Origin of the sequence: Kitasatospora sp. MAP5-34, from assembly GCF_029894335.1 — a bacterium.
Taxonomy (GTDB): domain Bacteria; phylum Actinomycetota; class Actinomycetes; order Streptomycetales; family Streptomycetaceae; genus Kitasatospora.
In genome coordinates this window covers 1-17,530 of sequence record NZ_JARXZC010000038.1, presented here as the reverse complement: position 1 = coordinate 17,530, position 17,530 = coordinate 1, and the positions used below count along the sequence as shown (strand labels likewise).

Below are 17,530 nucleotides of genomic sequence, written 5' to 3'. Positions count from 1 at the left end.
AAGGTCAGGTCCCGCACGGGTCCGACGCGTTGATCAGCCGCCACTCGCCCTGGTGGACCCACCGGCCGTGCTCGAAGTCCAGCACCCACACGTGGCTCCCGAGCAGTTCCTGGCGTACCTGCTCGACCACTGCGGCCATACGGTCGGCCAGCGACGTGATCTCAAGGTCCAGCAGCCCCTGCATCCGGCCCGACAGTGCCGCCGGCCCGCCATCAGCACCGATCGCCTCCGGGGTGTCCTCAATCGAACGGACCAGGTGCCCGAAGACGGTGTACGCGGCGTCTTTGAGGACGACCCGGGCACTGCGGACCGCCTGCCACGGCGCGCCGTCGAGGACCTTTTCCAGCGACTTGAAGGTGTAGTCGAGGGCGAAGTTCCGGTCCACCCACAGCTGGGCCCACTCGCTGGCCACCCCGATCCGCCAGTCCGCGAATTGGGAGTCCACCCGGCCCATCGAGGGCCGTACTTCACCGGTCAGTCCGGCAGCCTGGGCCTGCCTGGTGTAGGCGGCGCCGACCAGGCATTCCATGCTGACCAGCAGGTAGGAGATCGCACTGTGGAAAGGCCGGCCACTGGAGTTCGCCGCCACCCACTGCGGGTCCTGCACGCCTTCGACGATCTCCTCGACCGCGACACCCGGCATCGGACGAAGGAGGAGGTCGGTGCGGCCCTGGTAGTCGTACGTGGCCCGCAGCTCATCGAACGTCATGAGCTGGTCGAAGGAGATGTAGGTGAACCGGGTCGGCACGCCGAGGGCGGACAGGGTACGGATCGCCTGGGCGTTCTGGTCGCCGGTCGTCTCCTTGTTGAACCTGGTCAGGATCGAGTCCACGCCGGACTCGACGCCGAACAGGCAACGGCGTAGGCCCCGTTCCATGAGCGTGCGCCACATGCCGGCCCGCTCGATGTGCCAGTTGCGGTCGCAGTCTGGCCGGGCGACCTGGTCGATGCGGCAGCTGGTCTCCCACTTGAATCCGGCGTCGTGCAGGGTGTGGGCCATGTCCAGGGCACGGGGCACGGCATCCTGGCCGCGCCCGATGAACTCCTCGTCCACCAGGTACAGCGTCCGTGAGACGTGCGGATAACGGTCGTAGACCTGGCCGATCTCGCCCAGCAGCCACGGGAGCCTGTCGGGCTGCGCGCCATGCCATTGGCCCTTGTGCCCGCGGGGGCAGAACGAGCAGAAGTTCGTGCAGCCCCGCGAGGATTCGCACTGGCCGACGCCGCCCAGCTCCAACGTGTCGGGGAGGAGGTCCAGCTCGAACAGGATGTCGTCCTGCGAGCTGCTGACCGGCTTCGCGGTCCGGCGCCGCCCGATCGCCATCGTCCCGGCGCCGCGCGAGGCCCCGTTGTAGCCGATGCCGTGGATCTCCTCGCGGCGGATGTCGCCGTGCCAGTGCGCGAGGACATCCTTGATGGTCGACTCCCCCGCGCCTCGGGCGATCAGCAGGTCCGGGTAGGTCTCGAGTAGCAGGGCTTCGTTGCGGGCGGTGAGGCTTCCTCCGGCCACGATCAGCGGCGGCGTGGTCGGCCCGTAGGCGGCGTCCAGGAGTTCGGTCATCAGGTCGTGCTGGCCGAACGTCGCGGAGATACCGAGGATGTCCGGCGGGTCGGTGGTGACCTGCTCGACGAGATCGGCAAGGGTCACGCCGAGCTGCATGTCGCAGAGTTCGACGCCTCCGGTAAGGGTGGAGCGCGCGGCGCGGGCCACGTCGCTGATGCCCAGCGGGAAGCGGGGCAGCGGGAAGTGCTCCGGATGGTAGAGAGCGGCTAAGAGCGTGCGGGGCCGGGAGAACCGGTACGCGGCGTAGTCATCGACATCAGCGAGGGAGAGCCACGAGGCAGGGGTGTTGATGTCGATGTGCCCGGCCAGCCAGGCCGGCCAGTGCCGGGTGTCGTGGGGGCGGCCGGAGAGGTCGGCGACCACCCACCGGCGGTCCTGACGCTCAATCAGTACGAGTCTGCGGTCCAGCGTCCCGGTGATCCGAATGCGTCCGGTCTGGGCGCCGTGGTGCAGTTCCAGGTGCTCCCGCAGCCGGGTGGGCGAGATCAGGAGGTCCTTGGCGTTGTCCGCACCGGTCGTCAGCGGGCCGTCCAGCGCGGCGCAAAGGGCCGCACGGAGCCGATTCACGGGTGTTTCGAGGTCGATCGCAATGCTCATTCGTTCCTCATCTCTGCGAGGTGGCAGTGCATGAGAGGGCCGCACGAGGGCGTGACCGGGCATCCGGACAGCGAGAAGCCACTGAGGACGACGACCAGTCGGGGCCTCGGACGCGTCGCACTCTGCAGGGGCTGTCCAGCAAGCCGCCCGGGCGCTACTCCGGCCGATTGCGGGGCCGTGGGGAGCGCGGTCTCTGGTCGCCCCGATCGGGGCGGGGCTCAGCTGTGCCGCTTCCGCAATCTCGTAGGCGAGCGCTCCGGGAGCGCTTCCCGGACAACGTTGAACAGCGCGTCGTCCAGCCGCGCCTTGCCGACACGGCGCACTTCGGCAGCGCGCTCGACCACCGCCAGGTACCGTGGCCTGCGCAGACGGATCCGCAGGGGTGTCCCTGAGGCGTCGGCCCTGGTCACCAGGGGTACCGGGCAAGGTGGTTGGCCTCGCGGGTGCGGGCCAGCAGGTCGGCGCGCCGCTCCCGCTGCTCCGGGTCGAGCGGCCTGCCCGCGTGCTCTTCCGGGTCGAGCGGCGGGCGTTCGGCGGACTCCGGGTCGTCGCGGTCCATCGGCCTGGGGCCGCCCAGCAGGTACGCCCAGGCCGGCAGGTACTCGGGGCCGCCGACGGTCGTATTCACGTGCTCAACTCCCGGCGCAGGGTGAGCAGTTCGCCGGGGATGATCCGGCCGGTGCACTCGGCGTGCTCCGCGATGTACTGCGCGATCGCCATCACGGTCCGGGCGTTGGCTCCGCCGAGTGCCACGTGCCCGCCGTACTCGTGCCCCGTGGCGTACACCGGGGACAGTGACACCAGCGGCGGCAGGTCCGCGAGCCTGAGCGCCGCCATCAGGGCATCGGCCGCCTCCTCCGCCATGGTCCGGTGACGGCTGATCAGCCGCCCCCTCTCGCTCTCCAGTCCGGTCACTGCTACGCACTCCTTCCCATGGGCCATCGTCGCTTTCTGCTACCTAGCATCGGCGCGGAGTAGTACGGTGGCGAGAGGTGAGATGTCCCGGTTCCTGACGGTGGGACACATCGAGATGAGGCGCCGAAATGCCGTTCGAACCAAAGCCGTTGCAGCCCGAACGATCGGCCCGGGACCTGTACGGCTACGAGATGCGCAGCAGGCGCGAGCAGGCGGGCATGTCCCTTGTACGGCTCGCCGGGATCGTGAACCACAGCAAAAGCGTGCTGGGGCGCGTCGAGACCGCCGAGTCCATGCCACCTCCGGAGCTGTCGGCGGCCCTCGACTCGGCATTCGGGACGGACGGTGTGTTCACCCGCCTGTACCCGCTCGCACGGAAGGAGGAATTCCCGGACAGATACAAGCGGTTCATGCAACTGGCGGCACACGCCGCCGTCCACGAGAGCTATACAGCTGCCGTGCCGGGCTTGCTGCAAATCGAGTCGTATGCGCGGGCTTTGATGGCCACGGGTAACCCGCATGGCAGCGACCAGGAACTGAACGACAAGGTCACGGCACGACTCAACAGGCAGAAGCGCTTGCACGGTGTCACGCCTGGTCGGTACTGGTTCATCCTGGATGAGACAGCGCTGCGGAGAACCATCGGGGGGCCGCACGTGATGCGCGACCAGATGGCGGCGCTGCTCACCATGTCCACCCTGTCCCATGTGACGATTCAGGTTCTCCCGTTCACTTCCGGGCAGCATGCCGAGTTCGGCGGTTCCCTTACGCTGACGATTCAGGTTCTCCCGTTCACTTCCGGGCAGCATGCCGAGTTCGGCGGTTCCCTTACGCTGCTGACTACTTCAGAACGCTCCTTGGTCGCTTACGTTGAGGGAAGCCGCTCAGGAGAGCTTGAGGACGAGCCGGAGAAACTCGCGGTACTCCGTGAGTCTTACGATTTGCTCAGGGCACAAGCTCTGTCACCCGGGGACTCCGTGGCGATGATCAACGCAGCACAAGAGGGGTACGAACGCGATGCAGCCTGACGAGACTGTCCGCCAGTGGCGGAAGAGCACACACAGCAACGCGGACGGTGGAGACTGCATCGAGGTTGACGACGCGAACCCCGGGGCGGTCCGCGACTCCAAGGACCCTGACGGGCCCGTGCTGGTCTTCTCCGCCGCTGCCTGGCAGTCGTTCGTCGCAGCCACCCGCGACGGCGCCTTCGGCGACGTCTGACGGCTTTCCGGTACACCGAGCCCCCTACCACCCGCGCCCGCTCGAGGGCACGGAAGGTACGGGGGGCTCGGCACATTGCGGAGCCGCCGGTGCGGGGGCGCCGGCAGGGCGGCGAGGGCGGTGGCCGGGTCGGGGCGGCCGGTGGCGGCGGTGGCTCAGGAGCAGCCGGAGGAGATCTGCTGGAAGTCGGTGCAGTGGTCGCCGGTGTACCAGACGGTGTGGGTGGCGGGGTCGCGGACGAGGCGTTCGGCGTCGCGGTGCTGTCCGGGCAGGCGGGGGTCCACGTCGTCGCCCCGGCCTGGCAACTGCGCTTGCCCCTGGGGGCAGTTGGGCTGCTGAGCGGGGGCACGCCGTCGCGCCCGGACAATCTCCACCGACAGGGACAGGGCAGAGCCGAGAACACCGAGTACGGCGTCTACGGTGAGGAGGATCGTGTCCATGGGAGGGATCCATTCCCCGGGCCCCCACGCGTGTAGGCGCGGGCCCGGCTTCGACGTTCCGCGTCGACGGCCCCCGGGGAGGTTCCCTCGCTCCCCATCATGGCGACCGCAGCCGGATTGCGCCAGCCCCGCCAGTACGTCCTGGAAACGCGCGACCGTGCCATCCCTGACGCTCAGTCACCACCGGACCACTGGCGCGGAGCCGGTGCGGCTGTGGCAAGTGCACAACGTCGGCCGCGCTTCGCTGGATCGGTTGTTCCCCGGCGTCGTAGCTGCGCTGCGGTTCGGCGTTGACGCGGAGCCGGGTCGCCAAGTCTGCAGCCCGGTCAGTACGGTGGGACGCGACCTGTGCCCGTGAGCGTTATGCCGAGACGGAGTTGCCGTGCCCCCGAAGATGAAGCTGACGGCGATAACACTCGACTGCCCCGATCCCCAGGCGCTGGCCGGCTTCTATGCGCGGGCCACCGGGCTCGCGCTCGCCCGTGAGTCCGACGATGACTTCGCTGGACTCACCCGCGAGGACGGGCTCTTCATCGGCTTCCAACGGGTTGACGACTACCAGGCGCCGCGCTGGCCCGACCAGGCCGCGCCGCAGCAATTCCACCTCGACTTCGCGGTCGACGACCTCGACGAGGGTGAGGCCCTGCTCCTGGAGCTGGGCGCGGTCAAGCCCGGGTACCAACCGGGGGGCGACAGGTGGCGGGTCTTCACCGACCCTGCCGGGCATCCCTTCTGCCTGACCAGAGGCTGACGCCAAGAGCCCGCTCGTCAGTTCGGCCGGTCGTTGCCCCGGTGCGGCTGGGCGCGGGTGACGACGACCTGCCGGCCGGGGTGGGGGTGGGCGTCGGGCTCGTCCGCGCTGCGGTGGAGGAGTTCAGCGAAGCGGTCCAGCGCACGATCGGTGCGGTGGCGGGCGCCGGTGGTGGTGAGATCGAACAGCAGGCCCCGGACGACGGCCATGACCAACGTGGGCGTGACGGTGTCGTCAGGACCGGTGGAGACGTCGCGGAAGGTGGCGCCGAGAGTGTCGAACCAGTCGGTGATCGCCTGCCCCTGGTCGGGGTAGTTCTCGGGGTGGACCAGGCCGTCGGCGTGCACCTCGAAGAACAGCCGGACGAACGGCGCACGTTCGTCTGCGCTCATCCACGCCCAGATGCCACGCAGTCGCTCCTGCACGGAGCCCGTCTGCGCCGGAAGGTGTTCGGTCAGGCGCACCGCACCCCGGCGGCGGGCTTCAGCGAGGACCGCCGCGACCAACTCCTGTTTGCTGCCGAAGTCGTAGAGCAGCATCCGTGGGCTGGTGTCGAGGGCCGCGGCCAGGGGTCGCAGGCTCAGCCCGGCCAGGCCGTGCGCCAGCACGTAGTCGGTCGCCCGCGCCAGTGTGCGCTCGCGCCGGGCGGGATCTGCGGGTCGCCCCATGGTGGTTCTCCTCTCAGCGGCTCGGAATTGAGACAGCGTCAGCGAGTATATGGTACGACTGTTTCACTAACGAGGGGAGACCAGCATGTACACCTTCGACCGGGCACTCGTCCTGGGCCCCGGGGGTCACGTCGGCACGGCGTGGATGGCAGGGCTGGCCTACGGGTTGCACCGCGATGGCGTGGATCTGGGCGAGGCCGACCTGACCGTCGGCACGTCGTCCGGCGCGATCGTCGGCGCGCTACTCGCCACCGGCCAGGACCCGGGGCGGCTCGCGACTTCGGATCGCCCGGCCGCCCACCGGCTCAAGGCGGACCCCGCGCGGACGGGCGCGGTGTTCGCCGTGCTCGGCGACCGCAGCCTGGAACCCGGCGAGGCCAGGCGCCGCGTCGGCCGGCTCGCGCTCGACAGCACCGATCCGCGGGCCGATGAGGCGCTGATCGCGGGGCGCGCCGCCCTGATCGGTGCGGACGCGTGGCCGGAGCGGCGACTGCTGATCACCGCCGTGGACGCGACCACCGGTGAGCCCGTGGTGTGGGACCGCGACAGCGGCGTGCCGTTGGTGCACGCGGTGGCGGCGAGCAGCGCCTTCCCCGGGGCCGCGCCGCCCGTTGCCATCGACGGCCGGCGGTACATGGACGGTGCGCTGCGAGCGGGCCCCAACGCCGATCTCGCCGCCGGAGCCCGCACGCTGGTCGTGGTCGAGCCGATGGCCCACCTGTTTCCCCGCGAGCCACTCGACCAGCAGCTGGCGGCCGTGGGGGCCGACGCCGTGGTGACCATCGGCCCCGATCCGGCCTCGGTGCGCGCTTTCGGTTCGGACCCGGGCGACTTGGCGGCCTGGGTACCGGCCTACCAGGCGGGTCTTCGCCAGGCCGGCGACATCGACGCGCAACTCCGGTCCATGTGGAAGGCAGCAGCCGACGCGGACTGACCGCCGATCAGGGCGGTGATGCGTGGGCGGCGACAGGTCGGCGGATGAGCCGCTTGACGAAAGGGACAGGGCCCCCGGGCTGGTGCGGTCACCGCACAGCGGCGGGCGGGGCAGGCCGGTTCGGCCTGCCCCGCCCGTCCTCGGCGGTGTCGGTGTTGGTGTGCCGCCGCTACGCGGCCGTGTCGTCCTCGGCGCCGCGGTAGGTGTAGAGGTCGTCCAGGAACTTGCGCTGCATCGACGGGATCTTGTCGATGGCCTTGAAGTAGGTCCGGGCGCCGGCCAGGACGGCCCGGCCGATCACCGGCTTGTGCAGCGGGTCGTCACCGGAGGTGCCGTTCTCCGCCAGGGAGTCCTTGACCCGGGCGAAGCCGTAGGGGACCATCTCGGCCTCGTAGGCGCCGATCGCGCCGATCAGGTCCTTGGTGCCGTTCTGCGCGGAGGCCAGCGCCCGGCAGAGCAGGCTGGCATCCCGCAGCGAGGTGTTGGCGCCCACGCCCTGGCCGGGTGTCATGGTGTGGATGGCGTCGCCCAGCAGCGTGACGTTGGTGGGCTTCCAGCTCGGCACCGGCTCGGACGTCGCGATCTTGAGCGGGAACGGTGTGCTCGGGTCCGCCATCGAGAACAGCTTGCGGAAGTCCGGGTGCCAGTTGGGGGTGAGCTTGAGCACCAGGTCGATCAGGGCCTTGCCGCGCAGCTGCATCACGTCGGCGGGGAACTTGTCGGTGGAGGCCCAGATGCCGAAGGAGATGTAGTCCCGGGTGTTGTCGAACAGCAGCCCGGGCCAGGACCGCAGCAGCTCCGCGTCGTTGCCCGCCGCGCTGTCCTTGATCCCGCCGCGCTCGTCCCAGCGGAACTCCATCACGTGCCAGATGCACATGAAGCCCTTGGGGGCGAAGACCAGCGACAGGCCCTTCTGCGACTCCCGGGGCAGCAGCGCCAGCGCCTCGCGGCTCATCGGCACCTTGGCGCCGATGGTGATGATGCCGGCGTCCTTGAGCTTGGCGTGCGGGAGGTACTGGGCCCGGACCGCCGAGTGCGCGCCGTCCGCCGCGACCAGGACGTCACCGGTGGCCGAGCTGCCGTCGGCGAAGAACGCCTCCACCGTGCCGTCCGCGCGCTGCTCGTAGTGGGTGAACTGCTTGCCGAAGTGGACCGCGTCCTCCAGGCCTGTCAGCAGCACCTGCCGCAGCGTCTGCCGGGAGACCGAGCGCTCGGAGTTGATCAGGTCGGCGTCGCCGCGCAGCGGGACGGCCGCCGTCTTCTTCTTCTTCTCCGTCAGGACGTTGAAGTACATCGGGGTGCGGGCGCAGGTCGCCAGGAAGGTGTCGAAGAGCTGCGGCGGCAGGCACTCCTTGAGGGCCCGGTTCCCGGTGGGGTCGATGCCGACCCGGTAGCCGAACAGTCCGTCGGTGCGGCTGCGGTGCTTCTCGTAGACCGCGACGGAGACTCCGGCGCGGCGCAGGCCGTGAGCGAGCGTCAGGCCGCCGAAGCCGGCGCCGATGACCAGGACGTGCAGAGGGGCGTTGGACATAGGAGGACTCTCCTGTTCGAGTGTGCGGTGCATGGGGGTTGGGCGGGTCAGGCGATGGTCAGGTGGTTGCTGCCGGAGGCGAGGGTGATGTCGTAGCAGCCGGGTGTCGTCTCGGGGGGCTCGGCGCTCTGCCAGTCGGCCTCGACCAGGGTGCCGACCCAACGTCCGTCCAGCGAGAGGCTGGTGAAGCCCCGGTCGCCGCGCAGGGTGGCGCGGGTGGAGACCGGGCGCAGCAGGGTGGTCTTGCGGACGCCGCTGGCGAAGTGGACGGGGACGACGTGGTCGGTGTGCGGGAGGACGATCCGGACGTCGCTCATGCCGCCGGTGATGGTGATGGAGCGCAGTGGGAGGCCGGTCAGGTCGGCCTGTACGTGGGTGGCGACGCCGCGGATCTCGATGTCCCAGGCGGCGTCGGGGCTGAGGGTGACGTGTGCGCTGCGGCGTGCCAGGTCGAAGGGGTGCATCGCGCCGCGCCGGGTGATGGTGACGGTCCCGTCGCCCTCGTCGGTGATCCGGGAGGCCGGCCCGTCGAAGCGGGTCGTGTAGAGGGTCTCCAGGGTGGCGTCGACGTCGAGGGTGAGGTGGTGGACCTGCGGGACGAACACCAGGCGGGCGGCGGCCTTGGGGAGGCTGGCCTTGGAGAGGCTGGTCATGGGGGGCTCCTTCGACCGGACGCTAGAAGTTCGATTAAGTAGGTGATCTAGCCCCTAGATTCTCTAGCGGCTTCCCTGGGATTAAGGTACGACCGAGTTCGCTAGAATGTCAAGACAAATCCTGGAGGGGACCCGCCGTGGCAGCGCAGCAGCGCAACAAGCAGCACGAGGAGCAGCAGGTGACCGACGCCCGTGAGGAGTTGATCGAGGAGTTCGGGCACGTCATGCAGGAGTTCCAGCGCTCCAGCGACACCCTGGACCAGCGCGTCGCGGACCGGCTGGGGCTCAACCGCACCGACCTGCGCTGCCTGGAGCTGCTCTTCAGCCCCACCCCGATGAGCCCCGGCGAGCTGGCGGCCGCGGCCGGTCTGACCACCGGCGGCGTGACGACGGCCATCGACCGGCTGGAGCGGTCCGGTTTCGCGGCCCGCACCCGGGACACCGCCGACCGGCGCCGGGTGACCGTCGAGCCGACCGAGAAGGGCTACGCGATGGTCGCCGAGATCTTCGCCCCCATCGCCCAGGAGGGCGCCGAGTACCTGCGCGGACTGGACGTCCCGACGCTGGCCCGGATGACCGAGTTCCTGCGCTTCGCCACCCGCCAGCAGCACGAGCACGCCACCCGGCTCGCCGAGGGCGGCTGAGCGGGCGGGCGTGCCCGTGCGGGGACGAGCGGGGACGAGCGGGGACGTAGGGGGACGTACGCAGGTGGGGCGTGGCCGTCGACCGGCCACGCCCCACCCTCGTCCCCCCGCAGGGGTAACCGCCGCCGGGCCCCTCAGCCCAGCGGCTCCTCCTGCGGCACGCCCTCGCCCTCCACCCTGATCGAGCGGGTCGGGCAGCCGCGCCTGGCGCGCAGCAGGTCGCGGCGCAGTTCGGCCGGCGGGTTCGGGTCGAGGACGACCACGCGGCCCTCGGCGTCCTGGTCGAAGACCTGGGGCAGCCGGAACACGCACAGGCTGCTGGTCACGCAGGTCTCGTTGTCGGCCGTCACCCGCAGTTCAGTCACGGCAGGTCACCAGCTCACCGGGATGTCGTCGTAGCCGGCCAGGAATCCTCCGACCGGGCGGACCAGTTTCTCCCCGGGCACCGCGAGGCGCAGGCCCGGCAGGCGGCGCAGCAGGCCGTCGGTGGCCTCCTGCAGTTCCATCCGGGCCAGTGCGGCGCCGGCGCAGAAGTGGATGCCGGCGCCGAAGGTCATGTGGTGGTTGTCCTCGCGGTGGATGTCGAGTTCGGTGGGGTCCGCGAAGACCTCCTCGTCCATGTTGGACTCGACCGAGAGCAGGACGGTGGAGCCCTTGGGGATGATCGTGCCGTCCAGCAGGTCGATGTCGTCGACGGCGTAGCGCAGGGAGCCGAGCGAGGTGCCCATGATCTGGTAGCGCAGGAGTTCCTCGACCGCCGAGGGGACGAGTGAGAGGTCGGCCTTGAGTTCGTCGGCGACCGCCGGGCGGTGCAGCAGGACGGCCATGCCGGTGCCGATCTGCGAGGCGGTGGTCACGTAGCCGGCGATCAGCAGTGTCTTGATCCAGTGCTGGAGTTGATAGTCCGTCAGTTTCTCGGGGTCCTCGGCGCTGACCCGGAGAAGTTCGCTGATCAGGTCGTCGCCGGGGTCGGCCTTCTTGGCCGCGATCAGCTCGGTCAGGTAGTCCCAGTACTCGATCCGGCAGCGCTCCACCTCCTCGTCGGGCAGGCGGCTGACGGAGAGGAAACCGTCGATCAGGGAGCGGAACTTGTCCCGGTCCTGCGGGGGGACGCCCAGCATGTGGCAGATGACCAGGATCGGCAGCGGGAAGGCGAAGGCCTCCATCAGCTCGCCCTGGGTGCCGGCCGCCTCCATCTCGTCGATCAGGTCGGCGGTGATCTGCCGGACCACGGGCCGCAGCGCCTCGAGGCGGCGGGCGCTGAAGGCGCGCATCACGATGCTGCGCTCGACGAGGTAGCGGGGCGGGTCGTTGTCGATCTCGGGGTCGCCGAACAGGTCGTTGTTGGCGGAGATCCTGGAGGCCGGGTAGCGCGCGGTGTTGCGGCTCAGCCGCTCGTCGGCGAAGAGGCGGCGGACGTCCTTGTAGCGGGTGACCAGCAGGGCCGGGTCACCGCTGGGGAGGGTGATCTCCAGCAGCGGGCCCTCGCGCATCGTCCGCCAGTCCTGCGGGATGTCGGGTGCGGGGGCCCACGGGAAGGGGTAGCTGACCGGGCACTTCGGACTCACCTGGCACCTCTCTCGTCTGCGTGGCGGGACTTCGCCGGGCCAACTCTGGGCGGGGGCGGTGGGGGCGGGCTCGACGCCGGGTCGAGCCCGGGGTGCCGGGGGGACGGGCCGGGTCCGGGACGCGGGCGGGGGACGAGCCCGGTTCTAGTCATCCTCCATCCGGCGCTGCGAGATTCGCGGCCGGAATGGCGCGACCTGGAAAAGGAGACCCGGCATGACTGCAACCGCTCCGGATGTCGGCACCGCGGCCGGTATCCTCCGGCTGGGCAATCAGTTCTGTGATGCCAAGGCACTGCTCACCGCGGTCGAGCTCGACCTGTTCGCCGTGCTGGACGAGGGCCCGGCGACCGTACCCGAGCTGCGCCGACGGCTCGGCCTGCACGGGCGGGGGTTCGGCGACTTCCTCGGCCTGCTGACGGCGCTCGGCCTGCTGCGGCGCGAGAGCGACGGGCGTTTTGGCAACGCCGAGGGCGCGAGCCGCTATCTCGTCCCGGGGCGGCCCGGCGCGGTCGGCGGCTTCCTGCGCGGGGCCCACCTCAACCTCTACCCGGTGTACGGGCGCCTGGCCGAGGCGCTGCGCACCGGAAAGCCGCAGGCCCAGGGCGACTTCACCGCGCTGCTGGACGACCCGGTGGCGCTCGGCCACTTCGTACGGATGATGGACGGCCTGACGCAGGGCCTGGGCGCGGAGCTGATCGCCGCGCTGGAGGGCACCGAGTACCACTCGCTACTGGACGTCGGCGGGTGCCGGGGCAACCTGCTCGGCCAACTGCTGGTCGCACGGCCAGAGTTGGAGGGGCACCTGTTCGACCTGCCGCAGCTTGAGCCGTTCTTCCGCGAGTACCTGGCCGGGCCGGTCCAGGCCGGGCGGGCGGTCTTCCACCCGGGCGACTTCTTCCGCGACCCGCTGCCGGGCGCGGACGTGCTGGTGTTCGGCCACATCCTGCACGACTGGGACGCGCAGCAGCGCCAGGAGCTACTGGCCAAGGCGTACCGGGCGGTCAACCCGGGCGGGACGCTGCTGGTCTACGACCGGATGCTCGGCGAGCGGAGCGACAACACCGAGAACCTGGTCGCCAGCCTGAACATGCTGCTGGTCACCGACGGGGGCGGCGAGTACACCGTCGCCGAGATCGGCCGGCAGGCACGGATCGCCGGGTTCTGCACGGTGACGCACCGGCCGCTCGCCGACTTCGACACGCTCGTCATCTGCCACAAGGACTGACCGGACCGACCTCACCGGAGCGACCGGCCGGACCGACCGGGCCGGCCCCGGGGGCCGGCCATCTCACACCTAGGGAGCGCCATGAGCAGTTCCAGCACCGACCAGCCCACGCCGGCCGAGTACCTGCCGGTGCTCTTCGGCTTCGCCATCAACCAGATCGGCGGCGTCACGTCCCGGCTCGGCATCCCCGACGCGCTCGCCGCCTCGGCGCTGACCGCCGACGAGCTGGCCACCGCCACCGGGGCCCACGCCGGGTTCCTGCTGCGCCTGCTGCGGGCCGCCACCACGGCGGGCCTGCTGGCGGTGGACGCGCAGGGACGGTTCTCGCTCACCGTGCTGGGCGGCATGTACCGCAGCGACTCGCCGGTGCAGGCCGCGCCGCTGGACGCGATGCACGCGGCGCCGGCCGTCTGGCAGGCATGGGGCGCGCTGGAGGAGTCGGTGCGGACCGGGAAGCCGGCGTTCAACCTGGTGCACGGCAAGGGCCTCTTCGACCACCTCGGGGGCGACCCGGAGCTGGCGGGGCGCTTCCACGCGGCGATGGGCGCCGGCAGCGCCGTCCAACTGCCCGCGATCACCAGGGGGTTCGACTTCACCGGGTTCGGGCACGTGATCGACGTCGGTGGCGGCAACGGCACCCACCTGGCCGCGATCCTGGCCGCCAACCCCGCCCTGCGCGGGACGGTCTTCGACACGGCGGACGGCGTCCTGGAGGCCCCCGGGGTGCTCAAGGACGCCGGGGTGGCCGACCGTTGCGAGATCACCGCCGGCTCGTTCTTCGACTCCGTCCCGGCCGGCGCCGACGGGTACCTGCTGAAGAACATCCTGCACGACTGGGACGACGCGTCGAGCAAGAAGATCCTGGACAACATCCGGTCCGGCCTGGCCAGGAACGGCCGGGTCGTGGTGTTCTCCTCGGTGCTGTCCGAGGGCCGCCAGAACGAGGACCCGCTCGAGGCCCTGGGCGCGGCCATCTTCGACATCGAGATGATGGTGGTCACCACCGGCCGCGAGCGCACCCTCACCGAGTTCGAGCAGCTGTTCGCGGCCTCCGGCCTGCGGCTCACCAAGGTCACGCCGCTGCCCTGCCCGTTCCTGTACTACGCGCTGGAGGCCGTCGCGGCCTGACGCTCCGTCAGATGTGCTGCGGGCCCCCGCAACAGGGCGGTCTCCAGGGGCCGTTGCACCACGTGGTCAGTCCACAGGCGCTCGGCCGGGGTTCCCGGCCGAGCGCCTGCGCGGGCGGCCGTTGAGCCGGGCGCCGACCACAGAGCGCCGGCTACAGCTGCCAGTCATCCACCGGCCGGTCCAGCCATGCGCGGTGACCACCGTCGGACGCGACCGAGAGACCGAACCGGCCGGGACCGGGACGGCCGTTCTCCACCCACCAGGCGTACGCCGCTTCGACCTCGTCCCACAGCCGGCGCGGGCCGTGCTGGGAGACGGTGAACACGTCGTCGTCGCCCCCGTCGTGGTCCACGGCAGCCCAGGACGTCCCGTCGGTGGTGGTCAGCCAGAGCCGGTCATGGACACCCTCCATGGGCGCGTCCTCCCAGGTGTGGGCGACGTCGCCCAGGCGCATGCCGACGGCGAACCCGGCGTCACCCCAGACCACATCCCGGCGCGGCAGTGTCGACGTCGACCCGTCCGGCTCGTGCTCCTCGCGGACGACGTCGCCGTGGATGCGCAGCGAGGTGCGCTGGGTGCGCATCAGCATGAACGCGGAGTACGGGGAGAACCTGCCCACCGCGACGTCATTCCGACCAACTACCAGGCGCAGCAGGCCCCAGCACATCCACGGGTTGTCCCACGGCGTGAGGATGATGCCGCCGGGGCGCGTCTGCTCGATCCACGGGAGTGGGACGCGCCGGACTGCGCAGGTGGCGACGGTACGCGCGTAGGGGGCTCGCCTGCCCCAGCCCTTGGCGCCGTCGCCGGTGACGACCTCCGGGTGGAATCCGGCGGCGTTGAGACTGACGCGGGCCTCATTGTCGCGGTCGTGCCCAGCTCCCTACCGTCTCAGCAGTCGCGCAGAGTTGACGGGAAGACAGCTCTGCCCTCTCCGGAATGCACGGCGACGACGGCCGTCCGCTCCGACGGGAGACCAGCACGGACTTCTTCCCCCAGGCAGACCGCCGTCCAGGACTCTCCATCCGAACCTTCAAGCGACGGGCCTCGACCCCGATCGCCCGCTGCCCAACCGTCGGGTCCCGGCAAACGAACGGTCGGCTGACCACCGCTGTCGTGCGCTCAACCAGGTTTTGGGGCGACGTACGCGATGACTCGCCTGAGGTGGTCCTCACGGTCGTGCAGCAGTGCGATTTCCCACTCGCCGGTCCAGGAGGTGTCAACCCCAGGCCGCCGCTCCACGAATGGGAGTCCGAGCCCCAGGTGTCGTACCTGTTGACCTGCCAGTGGTAGGCAACCGCACCCTGATTGAGGTCGAACCCCGTCTCGAGTCGCAGGGCTGCCAGGAGTGGACGAAAGCCGGCCAGCAAAGAGCCAGGTGTTTCATTTCTGACGCTCCGTCAGAAATACCGGAGAAGCCCCCGTACCAAGTGCGGAGCGTCGAGGACTTCTGTCAGGGCTTGCGGTGCCGGCCGGTCCCCGCAGCGGGGATGCTGCCACCGGTTCCGGGCCCGTTCCCGGCAGGCGTCCGGGTGTGGGCATCCCGGATGCCGTGGGAGGCGCGCTGCCCGGCGGCGTAGTCCTCGGCGGTGGCGACGATCACCCACTGGACGCCGTCCCACTCCTCCACCACGCGGGGCACGGCGGGGTCGACGTGCGCGGCCCGCCGGAGGCCGTCGGCGCGCACCACACGGCGCTCGCCGACCGGGCGGCGCAGTGCCTCGCGCCGCGCCGCCCACAGCTCCAGCGGCTCTTCGAATTCCTCACCCACGGCTACCTCCTAGGCATCGTCAAAGGGTCACGCCCGCCTGAGGAGTACGGACAGCCCGTCACGGACGTGGGCGGCAATGGCCGCACCAACTCCCGCCGGACGTCGGACAACTCATGGCGACGTATCACCGCATCATGACGTACCAACCAAGATCACTCAGGCAGTGGACACTAGAGGCGGGGAAGGGCTTCGCCGGGCCGGGGCTCGCGCTGCCGGTCGAGCCAGAACAGGTAGCCGCGCAGGTACGCCTCCAGGCCGTCGTCAAGGTACGCGACGAAATCTCGGTGGCCTTGCGCGGCATCGTGGTAGTGGCCGAGGAAACGCGGGTGGGAGTTTTGACTCCCAGTCTCCCCGGCGTGAACGTCGGGGATTCCTAGCGCGTCCCGCGCAACCGCTCCGCGAGGGCGTGCTACCTGGTTCCTGGTTCCTTCCCCTGGTGGGGAGTCGCGCCCGTGCCCTCCGATTGCCGACCGGTGGGTCTTACCAGGCTCCGCAGGCGTTTACCTCACCCGGTCACCCGGTGAGGGCCGGTACGTCCCCCGGTATGTGCTGCTGGGCCGCCCGGATACGGCGTCCCTCGAACTTGACGGCGCGGGCCGCGTTGACGTCCCGGTCGTGGGCGGTGCCGCAGTTGGTGCAGGTCCACGTCCGGACGTGGAGCGGTTTGGGGCCGTCGCGGTGCCCGCAGTCCGCGCAGATCTGCGACGAAGGGAAGAACCGGTCCACCCGGATGACGGTCCGGCCGTGCTTGATCGCCTTGTACTCCAGCATGCTGACGAAGCTGGACCATCCGGCGTCGTGGACGGACTTGGCCATGCGAGTCCGGGCGAGTCCGCGCACCGTGAGCGTTTCGAGATAGACGGCTTGGTTGTCGCCGATGATCTCGGTGCTCAGCTTGTGGTGGAAGCCGCGTCGGGCGTTGGCCGTGTGGGCGTGGATCTTGGCGACCTTGACGCGGGCCTTGGCCCGGTTGTTGCTTCCCTTGGCCTTTCGGTCGTGCTGGCGCTGGGCCTTCTTCAGTTTCTTCTCGGCCCGGCGCAGGAACTTCGGACTGTCGATCTTCCGGCCGTCGGACAGGATCGCGAAGTGGGTCAACCCCAGATCGATGCCCACGTCCACAAGGGTCTCGCGCAGGATCTGCGGCTCGGTCTCGACCACGAAAGAGGCCCAGTACCGTCCGGCGGGGTCCTTGATGATCGTCACCGACGTGGGGTCCGACGGCAGCCGACGCGACCAGGTGACCTTGACGTCACCGATCTTCGGCAGGCGAAGACGGTCCTGACCGGTGATCGAGAACCTCGCGTTGGCGGTGAACCGGATCGCCTGCCGGTTGTTCTTGCGGGATTTGAAGCGGGGCTCTTCGATCTGCGGGCCGGTGCGCTTACCCGACTTGGAATCCTCGTGCGCGGCCCAAGCCTTGTCGAAGTCCCGTAGGGCCTGCTGAAGGACGACCGGGGACGTGTCGGCCAGCCAGGCCCGTTCCTCGGCCTTCTTCGCCTCGGTGATCAGCAGCTTCGACAGATCGGCGCTCTTCGGTATCCGCTGGTACGGGCCTTCGGCGATCCGCTTGCGCGGGTTGCCGAGCAGCTTGTTGGCCGCCTTGACCGGCTGGACCAGCCGCAGCGCATCGTTCCAGACGGTCCGCGCGCACCCGAACGCACGGGCCAGCGAAACGCGCTGACCTATCGTCGGGTGGATGCGGAAGCTGTACCGGAGCTGCATGACAATCACCGTACTACAGTTGGTTTATGGCTGAGTATCAGGAGATCCGTACAGGCAGGCACTGTGCGTTCGTGCTTCACGCGCACTTGGTTTTCGTGACAAAGTGAGGTGACCCCCGGATTGTGGACACAGGGGTTCATGCTGCGAGTGAGAGTTTAGCTGCTGCGTGGTGCTGCTGTTCGAACTCCATCGGGGAGA

Annotated in this window: 20 protein-coding genes and 1 pseudogene; 8 read left to right on the top strand and 13 right to left on the bottom strand. The window is 69.9% G+C overall.

The features are described from left to right. Positions 1-4: 4 nt before the first annotated feature. The 3 genes from P3T29_RS25795 to P3T29_RS25785 form a co-directional block, all read right to left on the bottom strand. Positions 5-2,161, bottom strand: a complete 2,157-nt coding sequence (locus P3T29_RS25795; protein ID WP_280719021.1) for a radical SAM protein — start codon at positions 2,159-2,161, stop codon at positions 5-7. Between the two features lie 406 nt (positions 2,162-2,567). Continuing rightward, on the bottom strand, positions 2,568-2,789 hold the full coding sequence (locus tag P3T29_RS25790; RefSeq protein WP_280719020.1) for a hypothetical protein: 222 nt from the start codon (positions 2,787-2,789) through the stop codon (positions 2,568-2,570). Further along, on the bottom strand, positions 2,786-3,076 hold the full coding sequence (locus tag P3T29_RS25785; protein WP_280719019.1) for a hypothetical protein: 291 nt from the start codon (positions 3,074-3,076) through the stop codon (positions 2,786-2,788). Before P3T29_RS25785 ends, P3T29_RS25790 begins: the two co-directional genes overlap by 4 nt. A gap of 128 nt (positions 3,077-3,204) precedes the next feature. On the opposite strand from P3T29_RS25785, the gene P3T29_RS25780 reads away from it, so the two are divergent. Both P3T29_RS25780 and P3T29_RS25775 read left to right on the top strand, forming a co-directional pair. Further along, positions 3,205-4,104: a helix-turn-helix transcriptional regulator gene (locus P3T29_RS25780; protein WP_280719018.1), complete on the top strand. Its 900-nt coding sequence runs from the start codon at positions 3,205-3,207 to the stop codon at positions 4,102-4,104. Then, positions 4,094-4,297, top strand: coding sequence for a DUF397 domain-containing protein (locus P3T29_RS25775; RefSeq protein WP_280719017.1), 204 nt, complete (start codon positions 4,094-4,096; stop codon positions 4,295-4,297). The genes P3T29_RS25780 and P3T29_RS25775 overlap by 11 nt, the downstream gene beginning before the upstream one ends. A gap of 155 nt (positions 4,298-4,452) precedes the next feature. On the opposite strand, the gene P3T29_RS25770 is transcribed toward P3T29_RS25775, so the two are convergent. Then, a complete protein-coding gene (locus P3T29_RS25770) occupies positions 4,453-4,737 on the bottom strand; it encodes a hypothetical protein (protein ID WP_280719016.1) in 285 nt (94 codons plus the stop codon). 382 nt (positions 4,738-5,119) lie between these two features. Between P3T29_RS25770 and P3T29_RS25765 the strand changes: the two genes are divergently transcribed. Next, positions 5,120-5,488 (top strand): VOC family protein, encoded by a 369-nt coding sequence (locus P3T29_RS25765; protein WP_280719015.1) that lies wholly within the window; start codon positions 5,120-5,122, stop codon positions 5,486-5,488. A 17-nt stretch (positions 5,489-5,505) separates the two neighbouring features. Here the strand turns inward: P3T29_RS25765 and P3T29_RS25760 are convergent, their stop codons facing one another. Then, entirely contained in the window at positions 5,506-6,156 is a 651-nt protein-coding gene (locus P3T29_RS25760) for a TetR/AcrR family transcriptional regulator (protein WP_280719014.1), read from the bottom strand. 85 nt (positions 6,157-6,241) lie between these two features. Between P3T29_RS25760 and P3T29_RS25755 the strand changes: the two genes are divergently transcribed. Then, the gene (locus P3T29_RS25755; protein WP_280719013.1) at positions 6,242-7,090 is read left to right on the top strand and encodes a patatin-like phospholipase family protein; all 849 of its coding nucleotides are present in this window, start codon (positions 6,242-6,244) and stop codon (positions 7,088-7,090) included. Between the two features lie 169 nt (positions 7,091-7,259). On the opposite strand, the gene P3T29_RS25750 is transcribed toward P3T29_RS25755, so the two are convergent. Together P3T29_RS25750 and P3T29_RS25745 are read right to left on the bottom strand one after the other, a co-directional pair. Continuing rightward, positions 7,260-8,621, bottom strand: coding sequence for an NAD(P)/FAD-dependent oxidoreductase (locus P3T29_RS25750; protein WP_280719012.1), 1,362 nt, complete (start codon positions 8,619-8,621; stop codon positions 7,260-7,262). Positions 8,622-8,668: 47 nt separating this feature from the next. Next, a complete protein-coding gene (locus tag P3T29_RS25745) occupies positions 8,669-9,274 on the bottom strand; it encodes a hypothetical protein (protein ID WP_280719011.1) in 606 nt (201 codons plus the stop codon). 137 nt (positions 9,275-9,411) lie between these two features. On the opposite strand from P3T29_RS25745, the gene P3T29_RS25740 reads away from it, so the two are divergent. After that, positions 9,412-9,918: a MarR family transcriptional regulator gene (locus P3T29_RS25740; RefSeq protein WP_280719010.1), complete on the top strand. Its 507-nt coding sequence runs from the start codon at positions 9,412-9,414 to the stop codon at positions 9,916-9,918. Positions 9,919-10,052: 134 nt separating this feature from the next. On the opposite strand, the gene P3T29_RS25735 is transcribed toward P3T29_RS25740, so the two are convergent. Together P3T29_RS25735 and P3T29_RS25730 are read right to left on the bottom strand one after the other, a co-directional pair. Beyond that, positions 10,053-10,283 carry a ferredoxin gene (locus tag P3T29_RS25735; RefSeq protein WP_348532866.1) on the bottom strand — a complete coding sequence of 77 codons (231 nt, stop codon included), beginning with the start codon at positions 10,281-10,283 and terminating at the stop codon, positions 10,053-10,055. Between the two features lie 6 nt (positions 10,284-10,289). Beyond that, a complete protein-coding gene (locus P3T29_RS25730) occupies positions 10,290-11,486 on the bottom strand; it encodes a cytochrome P450 (protein ID WP_280719009.1) in 1,197 nt (398 codons plus the stop codon). Positions 11,487-11,700: 214 nt separating this feature from the next. Between P3T29_RS25730 and P3T29_RS25725 the strand changes: the two genes are divergently transcribed. Together P3T29_RS25725 and P3T29_RS25720 are read left to right on the top strand one after the other, a co-directional pair. Further along, entirely contained in the window at positions 11,701-12,711 is a 1,011-nt protein-coding gene (locus tag P3T29_RS25725; RefSeq protein ID WP_280719008.1) for a methyltransferase, read from the top strand. An 81-nt stretch (positions 12,712-12,792) separates the two neighbouring features. Then, the gene (locus P3T29_RS25720; RefSeq protein WP_280719007.1) at positions 12,793-13,839 is read left to right on the top strand and encodes a methyltransferase; all 1,047 of its coding nucleotides are present in this window, start codon (positions 12,793-12,795) and stop codon (positions 13,837-13,839) included. Positions 13,840-13,990: 151 nt separating this feature from the next. On the opposite strand, the gene P3T29_RS25715 is transcribed toward P3T29_RS25720, so the two are convergent. The 3 genes and pseudogenes from P3T29_RS25715 to P3T29_RS25705 form a co-directional block, all read right to left on the bottom strand. Next, complete coding sequence (locus tag P3T29_RS25715) at positions 13,991-14,458, bottom strand: hypothetical protein (RefSeq protein WP_280719006.1); 468 nt, start codon at positions 14,456-14,458, stop codon at positions 13,991-13,993. Between the two features lie 72 nt (positions 14,459-14,530). Further along, a pseudogene (locus tag P3T29_RS25710) lies at positions 14,531-14,647 on the bottom strand (methyltransferase); the annotation flags it as partial. A gap of 645 nt (positions 14,648-15,292) precedes the next feature. Continuing rightward, a complete protein-coding gene (locus tag P3T29_RS25705; RefSeq protein WP_280719005.1) occupies positions 15,293-15,610 on the bottom strand; it encodes a DUF6087 family protein in 318 nt (105 codons plus the stop codon). A gap of 134 nt (positions 15,611-15,744) precedes the next feature. On the opposite strand from P3T29_RS25705, the gene P3T29_RS25700 reads away from it, so the two are divergent. Further along, a complete protein-coding gene (locus P3T29_RS25700; RefSeq protein ID WP_280719004.1) occupies positions 15,745-15,987 on the top strand; it encodes a hypothetical protein in 243 nt (80 codons plus the stop codon). A gap of 136 nt (positions 15,988-16,123) precedes the next feature. On the opposite strand, the gene P3T29_RS25695 is transcribed toward P3T29_RS25700, so the two are convergent. Further along, a complete protein-coding gene (locus P3T29_RS25695) occupies positions 16,124-17,332 on the bottom strand; it encodes an RNA-guided endonuclease TnpB family protein (protein WP_280719003.1) in 1,209 nt (402 codons plus the stop codon). Positions 17,333-17,530 lie beyond the last annotated feature (198 nt).